Raw genomic sequence first — 14,331 nt, forward strand, 5'->3', positions numbered from 1 at the left:
ACCCTTTCTTTCCCCATTTTCCCACCATGCTTTCACATTCATGACCAAGCTCTTTGTGCTCCCTGCACTCTTTGCGCCCCCTTATTTAGCACCCTCTTCCAACATATGCTTTGCTCTTTTCCCCCTCTGCTCTTTCCTTTTTATAGAACTTTGCCTCTCCTCAACGCTACACAAGATCCCTTTCTTGCCCGCCTCATTCTTGTTTTGCCCTCCAGCATACGTCTTGCATGCGCTCCAAACTCCCCGCTTTCTCCCTCCTTCAAAGCAATTTCTGTTCTTATATGAAAACCTGTCTCAACCGATTTAATTTGCTGTACCATCTTCTCCAAAGCCTCATTAAAACGGCTAATTTCATTTTCAAGCTTGCAAATATATGCTTCATCACGATAAGCCCGTTTAATCAAAGGAGGCATATCCGGCCAATAGAGCATTAAATCCACCCATTCGCGTTGAGAAATCCATAATCCCCCTTGACATTGTGCTTTATGTTCTGCTGGAAAGCTCTTTTGCATGAAATGAGGGATCAAAATTTCAGGTTTTTTTGTTTTAATTTCTAATAAGCCATTTTTTCCCACAAAAGCATCGGGGGAAAATCCTTGTCTGCGGTCATCTGCCAAAACAAAGCCAATACATTCAGGTTCTGTATGTGTCAGTTCCCCATAAAGCTGTCGTGCGATTGGTTCTAATTCTGTCCCACGTCGCATAGAAAGTGTTGCCCCTTCATCAACAGTTTTTCCTGTAATTCTTTCTCCCGCCAATTTCATCATCACACTCTGATAGCGTGACGTTTTTTGCCCCTGTTTTTTTTGCGCCATAACCATCTCAAACAAAGAAGCCGTAATCAAACCATTACGCGCTTGCTGCCATTCCTCTGTTCCTTGAATACAATCGATAATGATTGGCATAGTATTTCTCCCCTTCATCTTTAAGGTGTTTTTTTTTTGCAACATATTCTCTTTGAAACATTCATATCTTTTAAGATGCATTCCCCACTAAGAATGACAGCATCCTTAAATATTGTGCTGCTGAAATCACAAAAGCTGTTGGAAACGCCCCCCTCAACATCCCCCTCCCCACAAGTTTCTCATCCCCTCCTTTTCCATATCGGTTAAGCCCCCAAGCGGCGCCCTCCCTAGACGAAAGCATAACGCGTGATATTTTCTCCCCGATAAAAAAACCTCTCGCCCATCATTGCCCCCTAAGGCTCAATACAAAAACGGTCAGAACCGCGCTCCCATAGCGCTTTCCTCTTCTTCCCTCTCAAACACCTTCCCCCATTTCCCAACATGCTTTCACATTTCATATCCAAGCTCTTTGCACTCCCTGCGCTCCAAGCTCTCTACTTTCCCCCCTCCCTCAACACTCTACTCTTTCCCCTACACGGAACTTTTTTTAAAGATTGACATCTCCTCAACGCTTGTACGGCTGCCCCCTTTCCACACCTCATATCTCCCCTCCAGCATATGCCTTGCATACGCTTCAAGCTCTCCTCCTCCCCCCACTCGTCCTCCCTCTTAACCAGCCAACCACCAACATTTTCCCCAACAAGCTTCCCCCCAACATCCCTCCTCCCCACAAGTTTCTCATCCCCTCCTTTCCATATCGGCTAAGAAAATCCCCGCAAAGCTCTCCCCCAAGCGGCTCCCCTAAGCTTCTCCCCCCAAGAACGAAAGCATAACGTGCACCATTGTCACCGCAATGAAAAAACACTTGGGCCCATCATTGCGGCGCTCTCCCAGCACTCAACACAAAAGCACCGCAAAGCCCCCCACGTGTCCCAATACGTCTAAACAAGCTTTAACGACCTCTCCCGTCAAACACCTCCTTCCATTTTCCAGCATGCTTTAGGTATCATTCCAAGCTCCCTACTTGCGTGCCGCAAAAATACAAAAACCAGCTCTTTCCCCCTTGAACGTGCCTTTTTATAGGTTGGAACCTGTCTGTACTGCTGCTTATCTTCCCCCTAAGCCTTCATTTTTGTTCTCCAGCATGCTTTCATATCACTCCAACCCCACTGGATAACCCGCTGCCCCCCCATTGCCTTACCCCCCCAATGAACCAGCCGGCAACTTCCCCCCACACAAGCGTCCGCAATTCCCCATATATAGGGCTCTTTTCTTCATGCCCTCCTTTCCATATCGGCTAAGAAAATCCCCGCAAAGCTCTCCACCCCCAAGTCGTCCCCCCCAAGAACGAAAGCATAACGTGCACCATTGTCACCGCAATGAAAAAGCACTTGGGCCCATCATTGCGGATTCTTTTTCAACCCTGCTACTGCACGACGAAAAAATCATGGCGGCAATATTCTTCCTCCAATTTTTTTGCCATAGACTGAGCCACCTCTTGCGATATAAAAAGTATAGCGTTGTGTTTTTGTGGTTCGAGTCTGATTAAATTCCGCATATTTCCAGCATAATAAAGTGGAATCCCTTGATACGAAGTCTTGAGATAACTTGGCATGTTTACCACCAATAATCTGTCAAGACATCACATGGGCGTAAACGATGCTGTTTTTCATAAGAGCCATAGAGATTATCTTCATAATCGCAAGCCGCTCTTTCATTTAAACAAGCATGATAAGCTTCACTATTCAAAATGAAGGGCTGCAATTGTGTATTTTCTTCATTTATTTCATGATTTTCGACATAAAAATCAGCGATTTGTTCCGTAATATCTTCAGCATGAGAAGTTGTCAGATCGAGTCGTAAAACTCTATAAACAGTTTCACATTCTTCAATCAGTTCGAGCACTTCTTCGATTTCGTCGATTGGTCCTTCATAAGTACAAGGATTTTCCTCTTCGCATAAAACGACAATGATTTCATCCTCTTTAACGAATGAAATATTTTTCATGATTTCCCCCTTTAGATAGTTGATAAAGCATAGCCTTGTCTTGACAAGACTAAATATAGCGTTAGTCTTATATCCTCTATAGGAGAGATGTCAACCATTTTATCCTTCATAAAAGATATATTTTAAATATCTACGGGGTTCAAATGACATATGTAAAGAAAAATCTATTATTCTTTGTTCCTCTCATGCCCCTTTGTTGTTCTCTATTTGTTCTTACAAAATTGCAATTATAAACACACAGGAGAGATAAAATGAGTGACATAATATTAATAAAACACTGGAGTCGCCTTGACTCAAAAACACAGAAGGAAGTTATTTTGAAGCTTCGTCAATTGGTCGCCGCAAAAGAGTCAAAATCGCCTGTCTCTCTTGCGGAGAGAGTTTCGAAATAAGCTCTATAAATTCTTTATCTTCAGGGCTAGCCCCTTTCCCGTAAAGAATATAATTCATACTGATATTAATTTCGTGACAAATTCGCGAGAGAGATTCGATTGTTGGTTCTTTTCCTTCAGAAAGAATAGAATGAAGGTACCCCGCGCCTTTACCGGCAGCGAGGGAGATAGATCTTTTTGACCGCCCACTTTTTTCCAAAGCGATTCTTAATCTTTGACGCCAACCATCGATATTCATAATTTCACCATATAGCGCGTCTTTTTAAAAAAACACGTCCTTTTTATAAAACGGGCTTGCATTATCCTCTAAAAAGGATAAAATTAAGGAAACAAATTTTACTTTTTAGGGGGAAATTTTTTTTTATTTTTAGATCATAAAAACACTTTAACCACCCTACCGGATATAAAAGACCACCTCCAAAGCTTCTGCCCAAAAGCAAGTACGTTGAGAATGTGTGGTATTCTTTATTTTTTCCATCACCGCAATCTTAAATCGTAAGTTTGCATGCTCTTCAAGCACAGCCAATCATTTATAAGCATCGTAAAGAAGCCTCTAGTCATCATCGAACAGAGCCAAAAGCAACACAAGTTAAATCCTTATTTGAGCTTTTATCATCAATAAAAATGTATAAAAAAGAAGAAAGTAGATTGCAGTATGAAACACGCTAATCAACAAGAAACTCCTCATTATGAATCGTCTAGGCTTCCATATGTTTGTTGGTATCAAAATGACTTTCTAGGAGGTGTACGTGGGATGCGCGCACACGAAATTGGAATCTATACGATTCTTCTCAATGAAATGTATGCCCGTGGCCGACCTTTAGAAATATCGAAAGAACGTTTAGCGCGTCTTTGTGGTTGTGACAAGCGAACTTTTGTTAATGTTTTAGAGATGCTCATCCAAGAGGGTAAGATTTTAAATTTAGCCAATGGATTATGGAACAAGCGTTGCGAAAATGTTTTTCAAGAGCGTGAAAAATTGCTTGAACAAAAATCCTTTGCGGGTCGTTCTTCGGCAAAAAAACGCAAGAAAATCAATGCAGAGATGCAACAACTGCTTAACGAAAGTCCAAAAGATGTTGCACAAAACTCAAAAGCTCAAAAGGCAGAAGAAAAGGAAACACCTTACGGTGTTTTAGAAAAGAAAATTTTGTTTGATGAGACAGAACCTTGTTTTTCCTGCGAAGAGAACTTTGAACAAAGCGATCATCCATCCCCCTCACCGGCTCTTGATTCACCTCTCCCTTTGCCTGCCCAAGCAGAAGCGGAGCAAAAAAACGCCTCCCCTTTAAAAGCTCCCCAAGACGAGTTCACTCCCGCCCCTATCGCGCAAATTGTCACGGGGGAAAAAACAAAATCCGCCACCACTCTTCCCCCCAGCAATCTTCCTGCCTCCATCCCGCTTTGCACCAACAAAAAAACCACAACCTCAGTTGCCAAAGGGCATCGTCTTCCTGAGCATTGGCAAGCAGACATCAAGGCGGCAGTTTCAGAAGGCTTGAGTGAAAGCCAAGCCCATTGGCAAGAAAAGAAGTTTCGCGACTATTGGCAAGCCAAAGGCGGCAAAGAAGCTCTCAAAGTAGACTGGCAAGCCACATGGCGCAACTGGTTTCGCCGTGAGATCGAACGGCAAGAACAGCAAAAACAGGGAGGCTCCTCATCTTTTACCTCTGAGAACAACGACACGCTTTACCGCAGTTTGATCAACTATAACGACAATTTTTGACATCACACAAACAACGTATTTTTCAAGCAAGCGCGGGGACAAAAATGCTTCAACACCACAACAGCATCGGACAAAACAACACAGAACAAAACAAAATGCGGCAAAACAACATTTGGATAGGCGATTCACACAGCAAAACGCGTCAACATCGACCATTTTTCTCTCATCACAAAAGCGTTTTCCCCACGCAAAAGACCCTCACAGGCACCCCAACATACACCCCAATACACCAGGACTCCAGCATGCACCCCCCCCTCACAGGCATATCCTCCCCGCCCTTCTTGCACCCCCTTCCTCCTTTCCACCTTCCTCCTTTTCCCAAGGCGCCACTTCCCATGCTCTTGGCAAGCAGACATCAACAGAGCAGCTTCAAAAAAAACTCAATGAAAAGCAAACTCTTTGGCAACAAACCACCCCTCCCACACAGGCACCCCAACTCATGCCCCACCCCCCCAACAGGACCCCAGCATGCACCACACTCTCAGACATATCCACCCCGCCCTTCTTGCATCCTTCCTCCTTTCCGCCTTCCTCCTTTTTCTCAAGACACCACTTCCCATGCTCTTGGCAAACAAACACCAACACAGCCATTTCAGAAAGGTTTGAGTGAGAGTCAAGCCCTTTGGCAAGCCAAGAGGTTTCGCGACTATTGGCAAAAAAAGAGCGGCAAAGAAGCTCTCAAAGTAAACTGGCAAGCCCCATAGCACCACGAGACTTTACGATCAGATCGAATGGTGAGAACAGCAAAAACAGAATCCTCACTTCTCACATCTTGAGAAAAACGACAATAATATCACGAATGACCATGAGCACAATTTTTGAAATCAAACAAAAACTTATCTCACAAGCAGATAGAATAGCAGAAATGCTTCTTCCCCAAGGGCACAAACGAGGCAACAATTGGATTGTAGGCAACACACGTGGTGAAGCTGGTCAAAGTTTATCGATTTGCTTAAGTGGTAGTAAAGCAGGACTTTGGTATGATTTTGCAGAAAGCACAGGAGGAGATCTTTTAGACCTTTGGTGTGAAGTCAAAGGCATTAGCCTCTCTCAAGCCTTAGAAGAAGCACGCGCGACTCTCAATCTGACACGCCCCAAACCCTTTATGGCGCCTCATCGTTCCTATCGCCGTCCACCGGTTCCTAAAGGGCAGAGCCCGCAGAATCTTGTAAAAACCTATCTCCATGAAGAACGCCGCATTCCTCTAGAGATTATAAAGCGTTACCGCATAGGAGAAAATGGCGAAAAAATCATTTTCCCCTTTTATAAACCCGACGGCACCCTTGCTTTAGTCAAAGAACGGCTTGCACAAACGGGAGCAAAAACAAAACCAACAGCCTCCCAATGTGAACCGATTTTATTTGGTTGGCAAGCCCTTTACCCCACAAACCACCCCTCCACGCAGGCGCTCCAACAGGCACCTCAGCAAGCATTCCAACACACACCTCAGCAGGTACCCTCAACCAACCCCGCCTCTACACAGGCGCCCCAAAACACCGCCTCAACCAACCCCGCCTCCACAAAGGCATCCCCGCACACATCCCAACAGGCAACCCAGCACGCACCTCAGCAGGCACCCCAAAACACCGCCACAACCAACCCCACCTCTACACAGGCATCCCAAAACACCACCTCAATCAACCACGCCTCCACGCAGGCATCCCAAAACACCGCCTCAACCAACCACCCCTCCACAAAGGCATCCCAAAACACCACCTCAACCAACCACCCCTCCACACAGGCATCCCAAAACACCGCCTCAACCAACCACGCCTCCACACAGGCGCCCCAAAACACACCTCAGCAGGTACCCTCAATCAACCCCACCTCCACACACACACACCAACAGGCACCCACACACACCCCCCAACAGGCGCCATTTCCCCTTCTTTCTTCAACAAACCGTACCATTGTCATCACTGAAGGAGAAATTGATGCGCTATCCTTAGCCGCCTATGGATATCCGGCGGTTTCTGTTCCCTTTGGAGGAGGCAGTGGAGGAAAACACAACTGGATTGAAAATGAATTTGATCATTTAGAATCTTTTGAAACGATTTTTTTAGCCACCGATATGGATCCGCCCGGAGAAGAAGCAGCCCGTGAGATTGCCAGCAGGCTTGGACGCCACCGTTGCTACCGTGTCCGTTTACCCCGTAAAGATGCCAATGACTGTTTAACCGCAGGGATTGATAAAGCCACCATAAAAGCCGCCTTTTCCTCAGCACAAAGCTTTGCACCAGAAGGTTTACGGCGCGCCTCAGACTATAAAGATCAAGTGATTGGGCTTTTTTGGCCAGAGCCTGAAAAACATCTTGGTTATACGGTTCCCTATCCTAAACTGAAGGACAAATTGCATTTCCGCCCAGCAGAATTAACGCTCTGGAGCGGTGCGAGTGGTGCAGGTAAAAGCCAATTATTATCAGACTGTATTCCCCATTGGATTGCACAAAAGAGTCGCCTTTGCTTAGCGTCTCTAGAAATGAAAGGAGAACAATCGCTCCGCCGTTTAACCAAACAAACGGGCGGCTTAGAACAGCCTACAAAAGAAACGATTGAACGGATTCTTCATTTTTTAGACGATGGGCTTATTCTTTATGAGCATGTTGGCAAATCAAGCGTTGACACCTTGCTTGATGTCTTTGACTATTGTCGTGCGCGCTATGGCTGCGATCAATTTATCATCGACAGTTTGATGCGGCTTGGCATTGCCTCTGATGATTATGCAAGACAAGAACAAGCCGTTTATAAAATGGTTGATTGGGCTGTTTTAAACAATGTACATATTCACCTTGTAGCCCATGCCCGAAAAGGCGGTCTGGATAAAGATATCCCCAGCACAGAAGACATTAAAGGCGCCTCAGAAATTGGTGCCAATGCCTTTAACATTATCACCATTTGGCGCAATCGGTCGTTGGAAGATAAAATCTTTGCCGCCTCTCTAGCACAAGAAAAAGCAGATTTAGCCAAACGCCCTGGCGTTATTATGAATATTGCCAAACAACGTTCTGGTGATTTTGAAGGCAAAATAGGGCTTTGGTTTGATCCCCAAACCTACCGCTATCGCTGTTCTTTTGAACAATCATTCCCTCGACGTTATCTGTAATACCCCATAAACCCCACTCTCTTTAAAAACGTCTCCGCCTTCACACACGCACGCCTTGCTCCCACAGAAACAACAGGAAGGATCAATCCACAAATGATGAAAAACACCCAATCCTTCGCAAACCAAAGCCAACTCAACCCTAGATTCTCTGCTCCCAGACGGAAACAAAAAAAGATCGCTCCAACAACGGCGCAAAACACCCCCCCCTTCAATAACCACAAACAACGCGTCACCACCCCATCTCGCCGCCCCCTCATATGCAAAATCAAGAACCACTCCAACAGTGCAGCAAACACGATCCCCATCAAGGACAGGAGTCCCCATGGTATGTCCATACTCTCCATCCCCAAAAGAGCTAAAAAAAGGACGACTCCTAAAACGCCGTAAAACAGCACTTCCTTCAAAAAGAGGGAAACACCAAAAATACAATAAAACGCCGCCCGCCACCACGGAATATCGAAGCGCTTGGAAACCTTATAAGTACCAATAACGACAACAATAAAAAGGTAGGAAAACACCAACAACAGCAAAAAAAACAAATCGTTCGACATCACATACCCCTCACAGCAAGCCCATTAAAGATCACACCCATGAAAAAGAAAAACACACCCTACTTTAAGAACCAAGCCCCTAAAACACGCGCACGCCTTATACCCTGATAAATCAAAGGAGAAAAAAATCCAACAATAAAGGGCAACACCCTCTCATTCGAGAACCAAAGCCAGCTCAACCCTAGATTCTCTGCTCCCAGACGGGTAAAACAAAGAATTGGTGCCAAAATGCAGAAAAACAGCACAAAATTCAAAGCACGCAACGACCTCTGTAGCACCGTATCACTTTGCTCGCGTATAAAGAACCCCAAGAGCACTTTCAACAATACAGACAAGAGCAAAACCTTTAAGAATACCGCCCTTATGCTATCCATATCTCTGACACCCACAGCAGCAAACCACAGGATAAAGCCCATCATGCAACAAAACATAACTGCTTTTAAGAACACTTGCCAAGCAACAGGCATACTCTTGACGCCCAGATGCACCAAACCAAGGACAGTTGCAAAAATGCAAGAAAATACCGCCCCCTTCAAGAGCAGCTCCCCGTCAACAGCGCGCCTGCCCACGCCCACATAAATAAAACCAAGGTAGGTGGCAAGGGCGCCATAAAGCACCACCCATCTCCAAAACATCCACTCTGTAACAGAGCGACGCTTTGCTCCCTTATAAATAAAAATCAAGGCCAGAGCAAAAAAGCAGAAAAACCAAGGCAACAGCCAAAACATCACATCGTTCGACATCAAATACCCCTCACAGAAAGAACATCAAAGACCACGCCCGTGGGAAAGAAAAATGCTCATTTTTTTAAGCCCCCCAACAGTACACGCACACACCGTACCCCTTCCAAAACAAACAAAGGAACGAATCCAACACTGCTCACAAACACCCCATTGTTAAAGATCAAAAACCAGTGCCCCCATATGCTTGGCTCCGTTATACGCCAATCCAACAACGCAGGAAAACACCGCTAACTTCAAAAACATGTCCCGCGCAACCACCATACGCCCCGCTCCTTTATTAAGCAAAAATCAGAGACCATGCCAAAAATGCAGCAAAAGATCAATCCTTTGCAAAGAATGAAAGCCTAAACCCAAGACGCTTTGCCCCTAGACAAATAAGCCCAAGGATAAGACCAAAGATAACGCCAAAAAGAATGTAAAAAACCCACTTGTTTGAAAACCACACCTGAGCCAAACCAAAATGCTCAGCTTTCGCATAAACAAACTTAGAGGTCACGCCAACAAAGAATGCAAGCACCCCACCCTTAAAAAAGTCCTTCCTTGTAAACCCGAAAAACCTTATTCCCACATAAATAGAAACAAAGGCGAGAGCCAAAGGGCAGAAAAACCCCAACCACTGCAAAAACATCACATCGTTCGACATCAAATACCCCTCACAGAAAGAACATCAAAGATCACGCCCATGGGAAAGAAAAATGCTCATTTTTTTAAGCCCCCCAACAGTACACGCACACACCGTACCCCCTCCAAAACAAACAAAGGAACGAATCCAATAGTGCTCACAAACACCCCATTGTTCAAGAACCAATGCGTGCTCCAGCCCATATGCTTTACTCCCACATGCGCCAACCCAACGACAGTGCCAATAATACAAGAAAACACCACCCACTTGAAGCACCACACCCCACGCGATATCCATTTACCTCGAACCCTCATAAGCAAAACCAAGGACAGGTCCAGCAATGCAACAAACACCGCTCCTATTACTAAAAATTCCCATGATATATCAAAACGCTTCGCTCCCTTATAAGCAAAGCCAAGAACCACTACAGCAATGGTGCAAAACACCACAGCCTTGAAAAACACGCCCCACGATACAGTTCTACTGTTTGCTCCCACAACAATAAAACAAAAGGTCGCTCCAGCAATGCAAGAAATCACCACCCCCTGCCAAAACACCTCCCACGTAATAGCCGGTCGCCCCGCATCTTCATAAGCAAAGCCAAGGACCATGCCAACAACGCAGCAAAACGCCAGCCCCTTTAAAAACATGTCCCGCGCAACCACCATACGCCCCGCTCCTTCATAAGCAAAAATCAGAGACCATGCCAAAAATGCAGCAAAAGATCAATCCTTTTCAAAGAATGAAATCCTAAACCCAAGACGCCTTACCCCTCTATAAATAAGAGCAAGGACAAAGCCCAAAAGGACATAAAACACCCACTTGTTTGAGAACCACACCTGAGCCAAACCCAAATGCTCAGCTTGCTTATAAATAAAATCAGAGACAGCAGCCAAAATGAAGCTCAACAACACCATCTTGAGGAACAAACCCTTCGTTACACCACGCCGCTGCATTACTTCATAACCCAACATAAGGAAAATACCGGGAATGCCATAAAACGCCACAGCTCGTAAAAATACGCCCCACGTCATCCCAAGAGCCTTCATTTCCACATAAACAGCCACAGAGACATAGGCCACAATACAGCTAAACACCAATCCCTTCAGAGACAAAAGCCCGCGCGCCATCACTCACCTCCCTCATCAAGTCATTCAAGGAAAATCCACCATGCGACAAAACACCCCTCTTTTCAAGAGCCAAATCCATGGGGCTCCCACACACAAGCGCAACAGTCCAAGTCACCCCCAAGAGCGCATACCCCCACGGCACACTCCAACACATGTCTTCCTCTCACCCCCTCTTTTGCCTAGATCAAGCAACATTTTTTAAAAAACGAGAAGCAAAATTAAAATTTTTAAGGAGATGCTATGACCCATAAGCAGAAAAAAAATACGCAAACCTGCCCGCTTGATCATCAAAATCAAGAAAAGCACATTGGTCATTTAAAGACGCAAGAAATCCCTGTAGAAACGCGTAATCCTTATTTTAAACCCAATCATCGAGAAAGTTCCAGCAACCCGCGCACGATTAAAGCCATTGCCAATGCACAAAGCCATCCCATTGCCCTTTTATATGCGAAAGGACATCTCAGCAAAGCCCAATATAAAGCGGCAGAACGTTTTTATTTTTACTGGCGTCAAAGCCAAGCCGATCTTCACATGAGCCTTGACTACACCCGTGAAAAGGTTTCCTGTAGCCAAGGGTACACACACCCCATTGAACGTCAAATAGAAGCCTCCAATCATTTAAGAACAATCAAAGTTCAACTGGGTATTCTTGGTTATTCACTGCTTGAACGCGTTATCGGCTATGGACAAGCGATAAAAGAATTAAGTTCTTCAAAACGCAAACAAAACTCCCTTGCCGATCATTTACGAGATTGTTTAGACTTGCTCGCATTTCATTGGGGATATGCAAACCATAAACATTTTGAATAATCCCCCTCCTCGCCATTTTAAGCCGCCTCCCATGTTGCCCCGCCCCCTCTAAAGAAACCTCCCCCACACGGGCTCAAGCATCCAGCAGCTCTCGCCCCTATTTTCATTACCTTGCCCACACCCAAAAGGACAATACTTCACCCCCCTCACACATACTTAAGATACACCCCACACTCTTAAAAACAAAAAGCCTTCCCCCATATCAGTCCTATAATCATGAGGGGCTCTTAATTCGTTTTTGATTGAAGAATATTATCAAGATGCTTGCATGTATCATAATATTTTTAAATATAGTTTAATTAATATCGAGTCTTAAAATAAATATTCAATTGAAAAAAGTATTAAGTTTTAATGCAAAATGACAAAATTTTTTGTAAAAAGTATTTTTTATATTGCTATTTTTTCAATTCTCTGCTAACCATAATATGGTAGGTTCTTTAAGTATGATTTTTTTGTATTTAGTACGGCCTTTTAAATTTATTCTTTTTTGACACGTCCTGCGAGTCAATGTTAAAATTCTCCTGCTTTTTGGTCCTCTGATTGCGACGGAGGACTTTTTTTTATAACTGTACTTTTTTATGACTGTATTGTCTTAAATCACTTCCTTATGAGCTTTGTGATAATTCCTCCATAAGGTTTACCCGCAAAATAGATCATTCTTTTGTCAAATTGACTTGCGTTCCATTCTTAAAGAACACAGATTCTTAACTCAATCTGATTTACAAACAGCTTGGATACACTTCCCTCTTGGTTTGCCATTCCCTCTTGGCTTCTATTCAGGTTTTTCCGCTAAACTCAAGGCGCAACAGAATCTTGCTCTGTCTTAAAGATTCACCACGCCCTTAAAAAAACACTTAAAACATATCCAAGGAAGCTTGCTTCATATCACCAAACCTCAAATGACCGTGTTTTACGGCATAACAGAATGACTTAACTATTGGATAACTTTCTTTATCGCCCCCCAACAGGTTGATGTATCACGACAACATATTGATTTATAATCATCATATCCCGTTATCCATATTAAAACCCGTTATCCATATAAAATTAAGAGACGCAGATATCATAGGGATTCTCTCATTTTAAATTTATTTCATGTTGCATCAATCAACACCTTGTCTTTTCCACATTACAAACATAAGAGACATATGAAATAAAGCACTTCAAAGATTTCAAAGATAAAGAATCAAAATGCCTCTTATGAACACGCTCAAGAGCCAAAGGCTATCATCACATGAGGTGAGAATAGTATGATAGTGCTGGCTTTCCCCTTATGAGAATTTAAAGAAGGGCTTATCCACTTCACAAGAGATTTCTCCATTATCAGATTTACCAATATCTCCAATCACCAATATAATTGTGATGATAAGATCACATAATGTTTTTAAACAAGTAGGTAAATGTGCAACACAAATATATTCTATTTAGAACATTCTGTTTTATGTGAGTCGCGTAAACTCCCATTAAAAAACAAAATCCCCCATTAAAAAACAAAATCCCCCATTAAAAACAAAATCCCTATGAGAAAAAATCTAAAGCGTGAGAATAAAAACATGAGACAAGTGTGATTCCATTCAGATATTGCTCTTTAACCGTCAAACCGAATAAAAAATAGATTCGGAAAGTATGTTAATCTTCCTAACTTAAGAGATAAACTAAGAATATAGACAACATCTCTCCTAACATTCCCCTTTTTCTAGCATCGCGTAAGAATCAAAAGTTATACAGCTTATTTTGTCATATTATAAAGCACTGTTTTTTAAGGCGGTATTGAAGCAGTTAAAACAATTGAAGTGTTTAGCCAACGCCATCGCCATTAGCAAAGCTAAAAAAACAAACTGTTGAAAAGCCGTGCATATCTTGTGTAAACACAAAAAAAACAAGAAAAAGGCACAAAAATATCTCAATTTTTATAAAAATACATCAGCGTCTTTTACGATTGTATTGACGAACAACCCTTATCACATAATCATCTTAAATATTGAGAATAAAGAATGAATAGCCCTCGCAAATACAGCAACCTATCAATAAAAATATAAAAACAAATCTTTTTGTTATCTCTGTTTCTTATGGAATATGCCTTTCCCTATGGATGCACTTTAGCCTCCAAAGAGTGCATTCAATCCATGGAAAGGATGCACTCCAGCCCTCAAAAAGAGTGCATCCTTCCCCTCAACAGATACCGCCAAACCCTCATAAGGCAGTATCCAATCCATAAGAGGATGCACCCTAACCCTCAAAAAGAGTGCATCCTTCCCCTCAACGGAAACTGCCAAACCCTCATAAGGCAGTATCCAATCCATAAGAGGATGCACTCTAGCCCTCAAAAGAGTGCATCCTTCCCCTCAACGGAGACCGCCTCAACCCTCATGAGGCAGTATCCAATCTATAAGAGGATGCAC

Annotated in this window: 17 protein-coding genes and 1 pseudogene; 4 read left to right on the forward strand and 14 right to left on the reverse strand. The window is 43.5% G+C overall.

What is annotated here, in order from left to right; translation table 11 throughout:
• Positions 1-140: 140 nt before the first annotated feature.
• The 5 genes from ACFINX_RS05010 to ACFINX_RS05030 form a co-directional block, all read right to left on the reverse strand.
• Positions 141-905: a lambda exonuclease family protein gene (locus ACFINX_RS05010; RefSeq protein WP_375668414.1), complete on the reverse strand. Its 765-nt coding sequence runs from the start codon at positions 903-905 to the stop codon at positions 141-143.
• Between the two features lie 70 nt (positions 906-975).
• The gene (locus ACFINX_RS05015; protein ID WP_375638470.1) at positions 976-1,146 is read right to left on the reverse strand and encodes a hypothetical protein; all 171 of its coding nucleotides are present in this window, start codon (positions 1,144-1,146) and stop codon (positions 976-978) included.
• A gap of 1,125 nt (positions 1,147-2,271) precedes the next feature.
• Positions 2,272-2,460 (reverse strand): hypothetical protein, encoded by a 189-nt coding sequence (locus tag ACFINX_RS05020; protein ID WP_375668415.1) that lies wholly within the window; start codon positions 2,458-2,460, stop codon positions 2,272-2,274.
• A 2-nt stretch (positions 2,461-2,462) separates the two neighbouring features.
• Positions 2,463-2,852, reverse strand: a complete 390-nt coding sequence (locus ACFINX_RS05025) for a hypothetical protein (RefSeq protein ID WP_375611644.1) — start codon at positions 2,850-2,852, stop codon at positions 2,463-2,465.
• A gap of 312 nt (positions 2,853-3,164) precedes the next feature.
• Positions 3,165-3,482: an XRE family transcriptional regulator gene (locus tag ACFINX_RS05030; protein ID WP_273790852.1), complete on the reverse strand. Its 318-nt coding sequence runs from the start codon at positions 3,480-3,482 to the stop codon at positions 3,165-3,167.
• A gap of 417 nt (positions 3,483-3,899) precedes the next feature.
• Between ACFINX_RS05030 and ACFINX_RS05035 the strand changes: the two genes are divergently transcribed.
• Positions 3,900-4,970: a YdaU family protein gene (locus tag ACFINX_RS05035; RefSeq protein ID WP_375668416.1), complete on the forward strand. Its 1,071-nt coding sequence runs from the start codon at positions 3,900-3,902 to the stop codon at positions 4,968-4,970.
• 125 nt (positions 4,971-5,095) lie between these two features.
• On the opposite strand, the gene ACFINX_RS05040 is transcribed toward ACFINX_RS05035, so the two are convergent.
• Positions 5,096-5,326, reverse strand: coding sequence for a hypothetical protein (locus ACFINX_RS05040; protein ID WP_375668426.1), 231 nt, complete (start codon positions 5,324-5,326; stop codon positions 5,096-5,098).
• 27 nt (positions 5,327-5,353) lie between these two features.
• Here ACFINX_RS05040 and ACFINX_RS05045 point away from each other — a divergent pair, with 27 nt between their 5' ends.
• Together ACFINX_RS05045 and ACFINX_RS05050 are read left to right on the forward strand one after the other, a co-directional pair.
• Positions 5,354-5,674, forward strand: a complete 321-nt coding sequence (locus ACFINX_RS05045; protein ID WP_375668427.1) for a hypothetical protein — start codon at positions 5,354-5,356, stop codon at positions 5,672-5,674.
• A 101-nt stretch (positions 5,675-5,775) separates the two neighbouring features.
• Positions 5,776-8,070: pseudogene (locus ACFINX_RS05050) on the forward strand (toprim domain-containing protein); the annotation flags it as partial.
• On the opposite strand, the gene ACFINX_RS05055 reads toward ACFINX_RS05050, so the two are convergent.
• The 7 genes from ACFINX_RS05055 to ACFINX_RS05085 all read right to left on the reverse strand — a co-directional run bounded on the left by ACFINX_RS05055 (position 8,064) and on the right by ACFINX_RS05085 (position 11,273).
• Positions 8,064-8,624, reverse strand: coding sequence for a hypothetical protein (locus ACFINX_RS05055; RefSeq protein ID WP_375638467.1), 561 nt, complete (start codon positions 8,622-8,624; stop codon positions 8,064-8,066). The pseudogene ACFINX_RS05050 and the gene ACFINX_RS05055 sit on opposite strands and share 7 nt — an antisense overlap.
• 59 nt (positions 8,625-8,683) lie before the next feature.
• Positions 8,684-9,367: a hypothetical protein gene (locus ACFINX_RS05060; protein WP_375668417.1), complete on the reverse strand. Its 684-nt coding sequence runs from the start codon at positions 9,365-9,367 to the stop codon at positions 8,684-8,686.
• Positions 9,368-9,520: 153 nt separating this feature from the next.
• On the reverse strand, positions 9,521-9,652 hold the full coding sequence (locus ACFINX_RS05065; protein WP_375668418.1) for a hypothetical protein: 132 nt from the start codon (positions 9,650-9,652) through the stop codon (positions 9,521-9,523).
• A gap of 34 nt (positions 9,653-9,686) precedes the next feature.
• On the reverse strand, positions 9,687-10,010 hold the full coding sequence (locus ACFINX_RS05070) for a hypothetical protein (RefSeq protein WP_375668419.1): 324 nt from the start codon (positions 10,008-10,010) through the stop codon (positions 9,687-9,689).
• Positions 10,011-10,066: 56 nt separating this feature from the next.
• On the reverse strand, positions 10,067-10,699 hold the full coding sequence (locus ACFINX_RS05075; RefSeq protein WP_375668420.1) for a hypothetical protein: 633 nt from the start codon (positions 10,697-10,699) through the stop codon (positions 10,067-10,069).
• Between the two features lie 15 nt (positions 10,700-10,714).
• The gene (locus ACFINX_RS05080; protein ID WP_375638464.1) at positions 10,715-11,119 is read right to left on the reverse strand and encodes a hypothetical protein; all 405 of its coding nucleotides are present in this window, start codon (positions 11,117-11,119) and stop codon (positions 10,715-10,717) included.
• Positions 11,079-11,273: a hypothetical protein gene (locus tag ACFINX_RS05085; protein WP_375668421.1), complete on the reverse strand. Its 195-nt coding sequence runs from the start codon at positions 11,271-11,273 to the stop codon at positions 11,079-11,081. The genes ACFINX_RS05080 and ACFINX_RS05085 overlap by 41 nt, the downstream gene beginning before the upstream one ends.
• 86 nt (positions 11,274-11,359) lie before the next feature.
• Here ACFINX_RS05085 and ACFINX_RS05090 point away from each other — a divergent pair, with 86 nt between their 5' ends.
• Positions 11,360-11,929, forward strand: a complete 570-nt coding sequence (locus tag ACFINX_RS05090) for a hypothetical protein (protein ID WP_375668422.1) — start codon at positions 11,360-11,362, stop codon at positions 11,927-11,929.
• A gap of 2,099 nt (positions 11,930-14,028) precedes the next feature.
• Here the strand turns inward: ACFINX_RS05090 and ACFINX_RS05095 are convergent.
• Positions 14,029-14,256 (reverse strand): hypothetical protein, encoded by a 228-nt coding sequence (locus ACFINX_RS05095; RefSeq protein ID WP_375668423.1) that lies wholly within the window; start codon positions 14,254-14,256, stop codon positions 14,029-14,031.
• Between the last annotated feature and the right edge of the window lie 75 nt (positions 14,257-14,331).

This window comes from Bartonella sp. AP36NXGY (genome assembly GCF_042195865.1).
Classification (GTDB): domain Bacteria; phylum Pseudomonadota; class Alphaproteobacteria; order Rhizobiales; family Rhizobiaceae; genus Bartonella.

Coding starts and splice junctions, on each gene's coding strand:
- ACFINX_RS05010 (WP_375668414.1), bottom strand. CDS start 905: ATGCCAATCATTATCGATTGTATTCAAGGAACAGAGGAATGGCAGCAA.
- ACFINX_RS05015 (WP_375638470.1), bottom strand. CDS start 1,146: ATGCTTTCGTCTAGGGAGGGCGCCGCTTGGGGGCTTAACCGATATGGA.
- ACFINX_RS05020 (WP_375668415.1), bottom strand. CDS start 2,460: ATGCCAAGTTATCTCAAGACTTCGTATCAAGGGATTCCACTTTATTAT.
- ACFINX_RS05025 (WP_375611644.1), bottom strand. CDS start 2,852: ATGAAAAATATTTCATTCGTTAAAGAGGATGAAATCATTGTCGTTTTA.
- ACFINX_RS05030 (WP_273790852.1), bottom strand. CDS start 3,482: ATGAATATCGATGGTTGGCGTCAAAGATTAAGAATCGCTTTGGAAAAA.
- ACFINX_RS05035 (WP_375668416.1), top strand. CDS start 3,900: ATGAAACACGCTAATCAACAAGAAACTCCTCATTATGAATCGTCTAGG.
- ACFINX_RS05040 (WP_375668426.1), bottom strand. CDS start 5,326: ATGTCTGCTTGCCAAGAGCATGGGAAGTGGCGCCTTGGGAAAAGGAGG.
- ACFINX_RS05045 (WP_375668427.1), top strand. CDS start 5,354: ATGAAAAGCAAACTCTTTGGCAACAAACCACCCCTCCCACACAGGCAC.
- ACFINX_RS05055 (WP_375638467.1), bottom strand. CDS start 8,624: ATGTCGAACGATTTGTTTTTTTTGCTGTTGTTGGTGTTTTCCTACCTT.
- ACFINX_RS05060 (WP_375668417.1), bottom strand. CDS start 9,367: ATGTCGAACGATGTGATGTTTTGGCTGTTGCCTTGGTTTTTCTGCTTT.
- ACFINX_RS05070 (WP_375668419.1), bottom strand. CDS start 10,010: ATGTCGAACGATGTGATGTTTTTGCAGTGGTTGGGGTTTTTCTGCCCT.
- ACFINX_RS05080 (WP_375638464.1), bottom strand. CDS start 11,119: ATGGCGCGCGGGCTTTTGTCTCTGAAGGGATTGGTGTTTAGCTGTATT.
- ACFINX_RS05085 (WP_375668421.1), bottom strand. CDS start 11,273: ATGTGTTGGAGTGTGCCGTGGGGGTATGCGCTCTTGGGGGTGACTTGG.
- ACFINX_RS05090 (WP_375668422.1), top strand. CDS start 11,360: ATGACCCATAAGCAGAAAAAAAATACGCAAACCTGCCCGCTTGATCAT.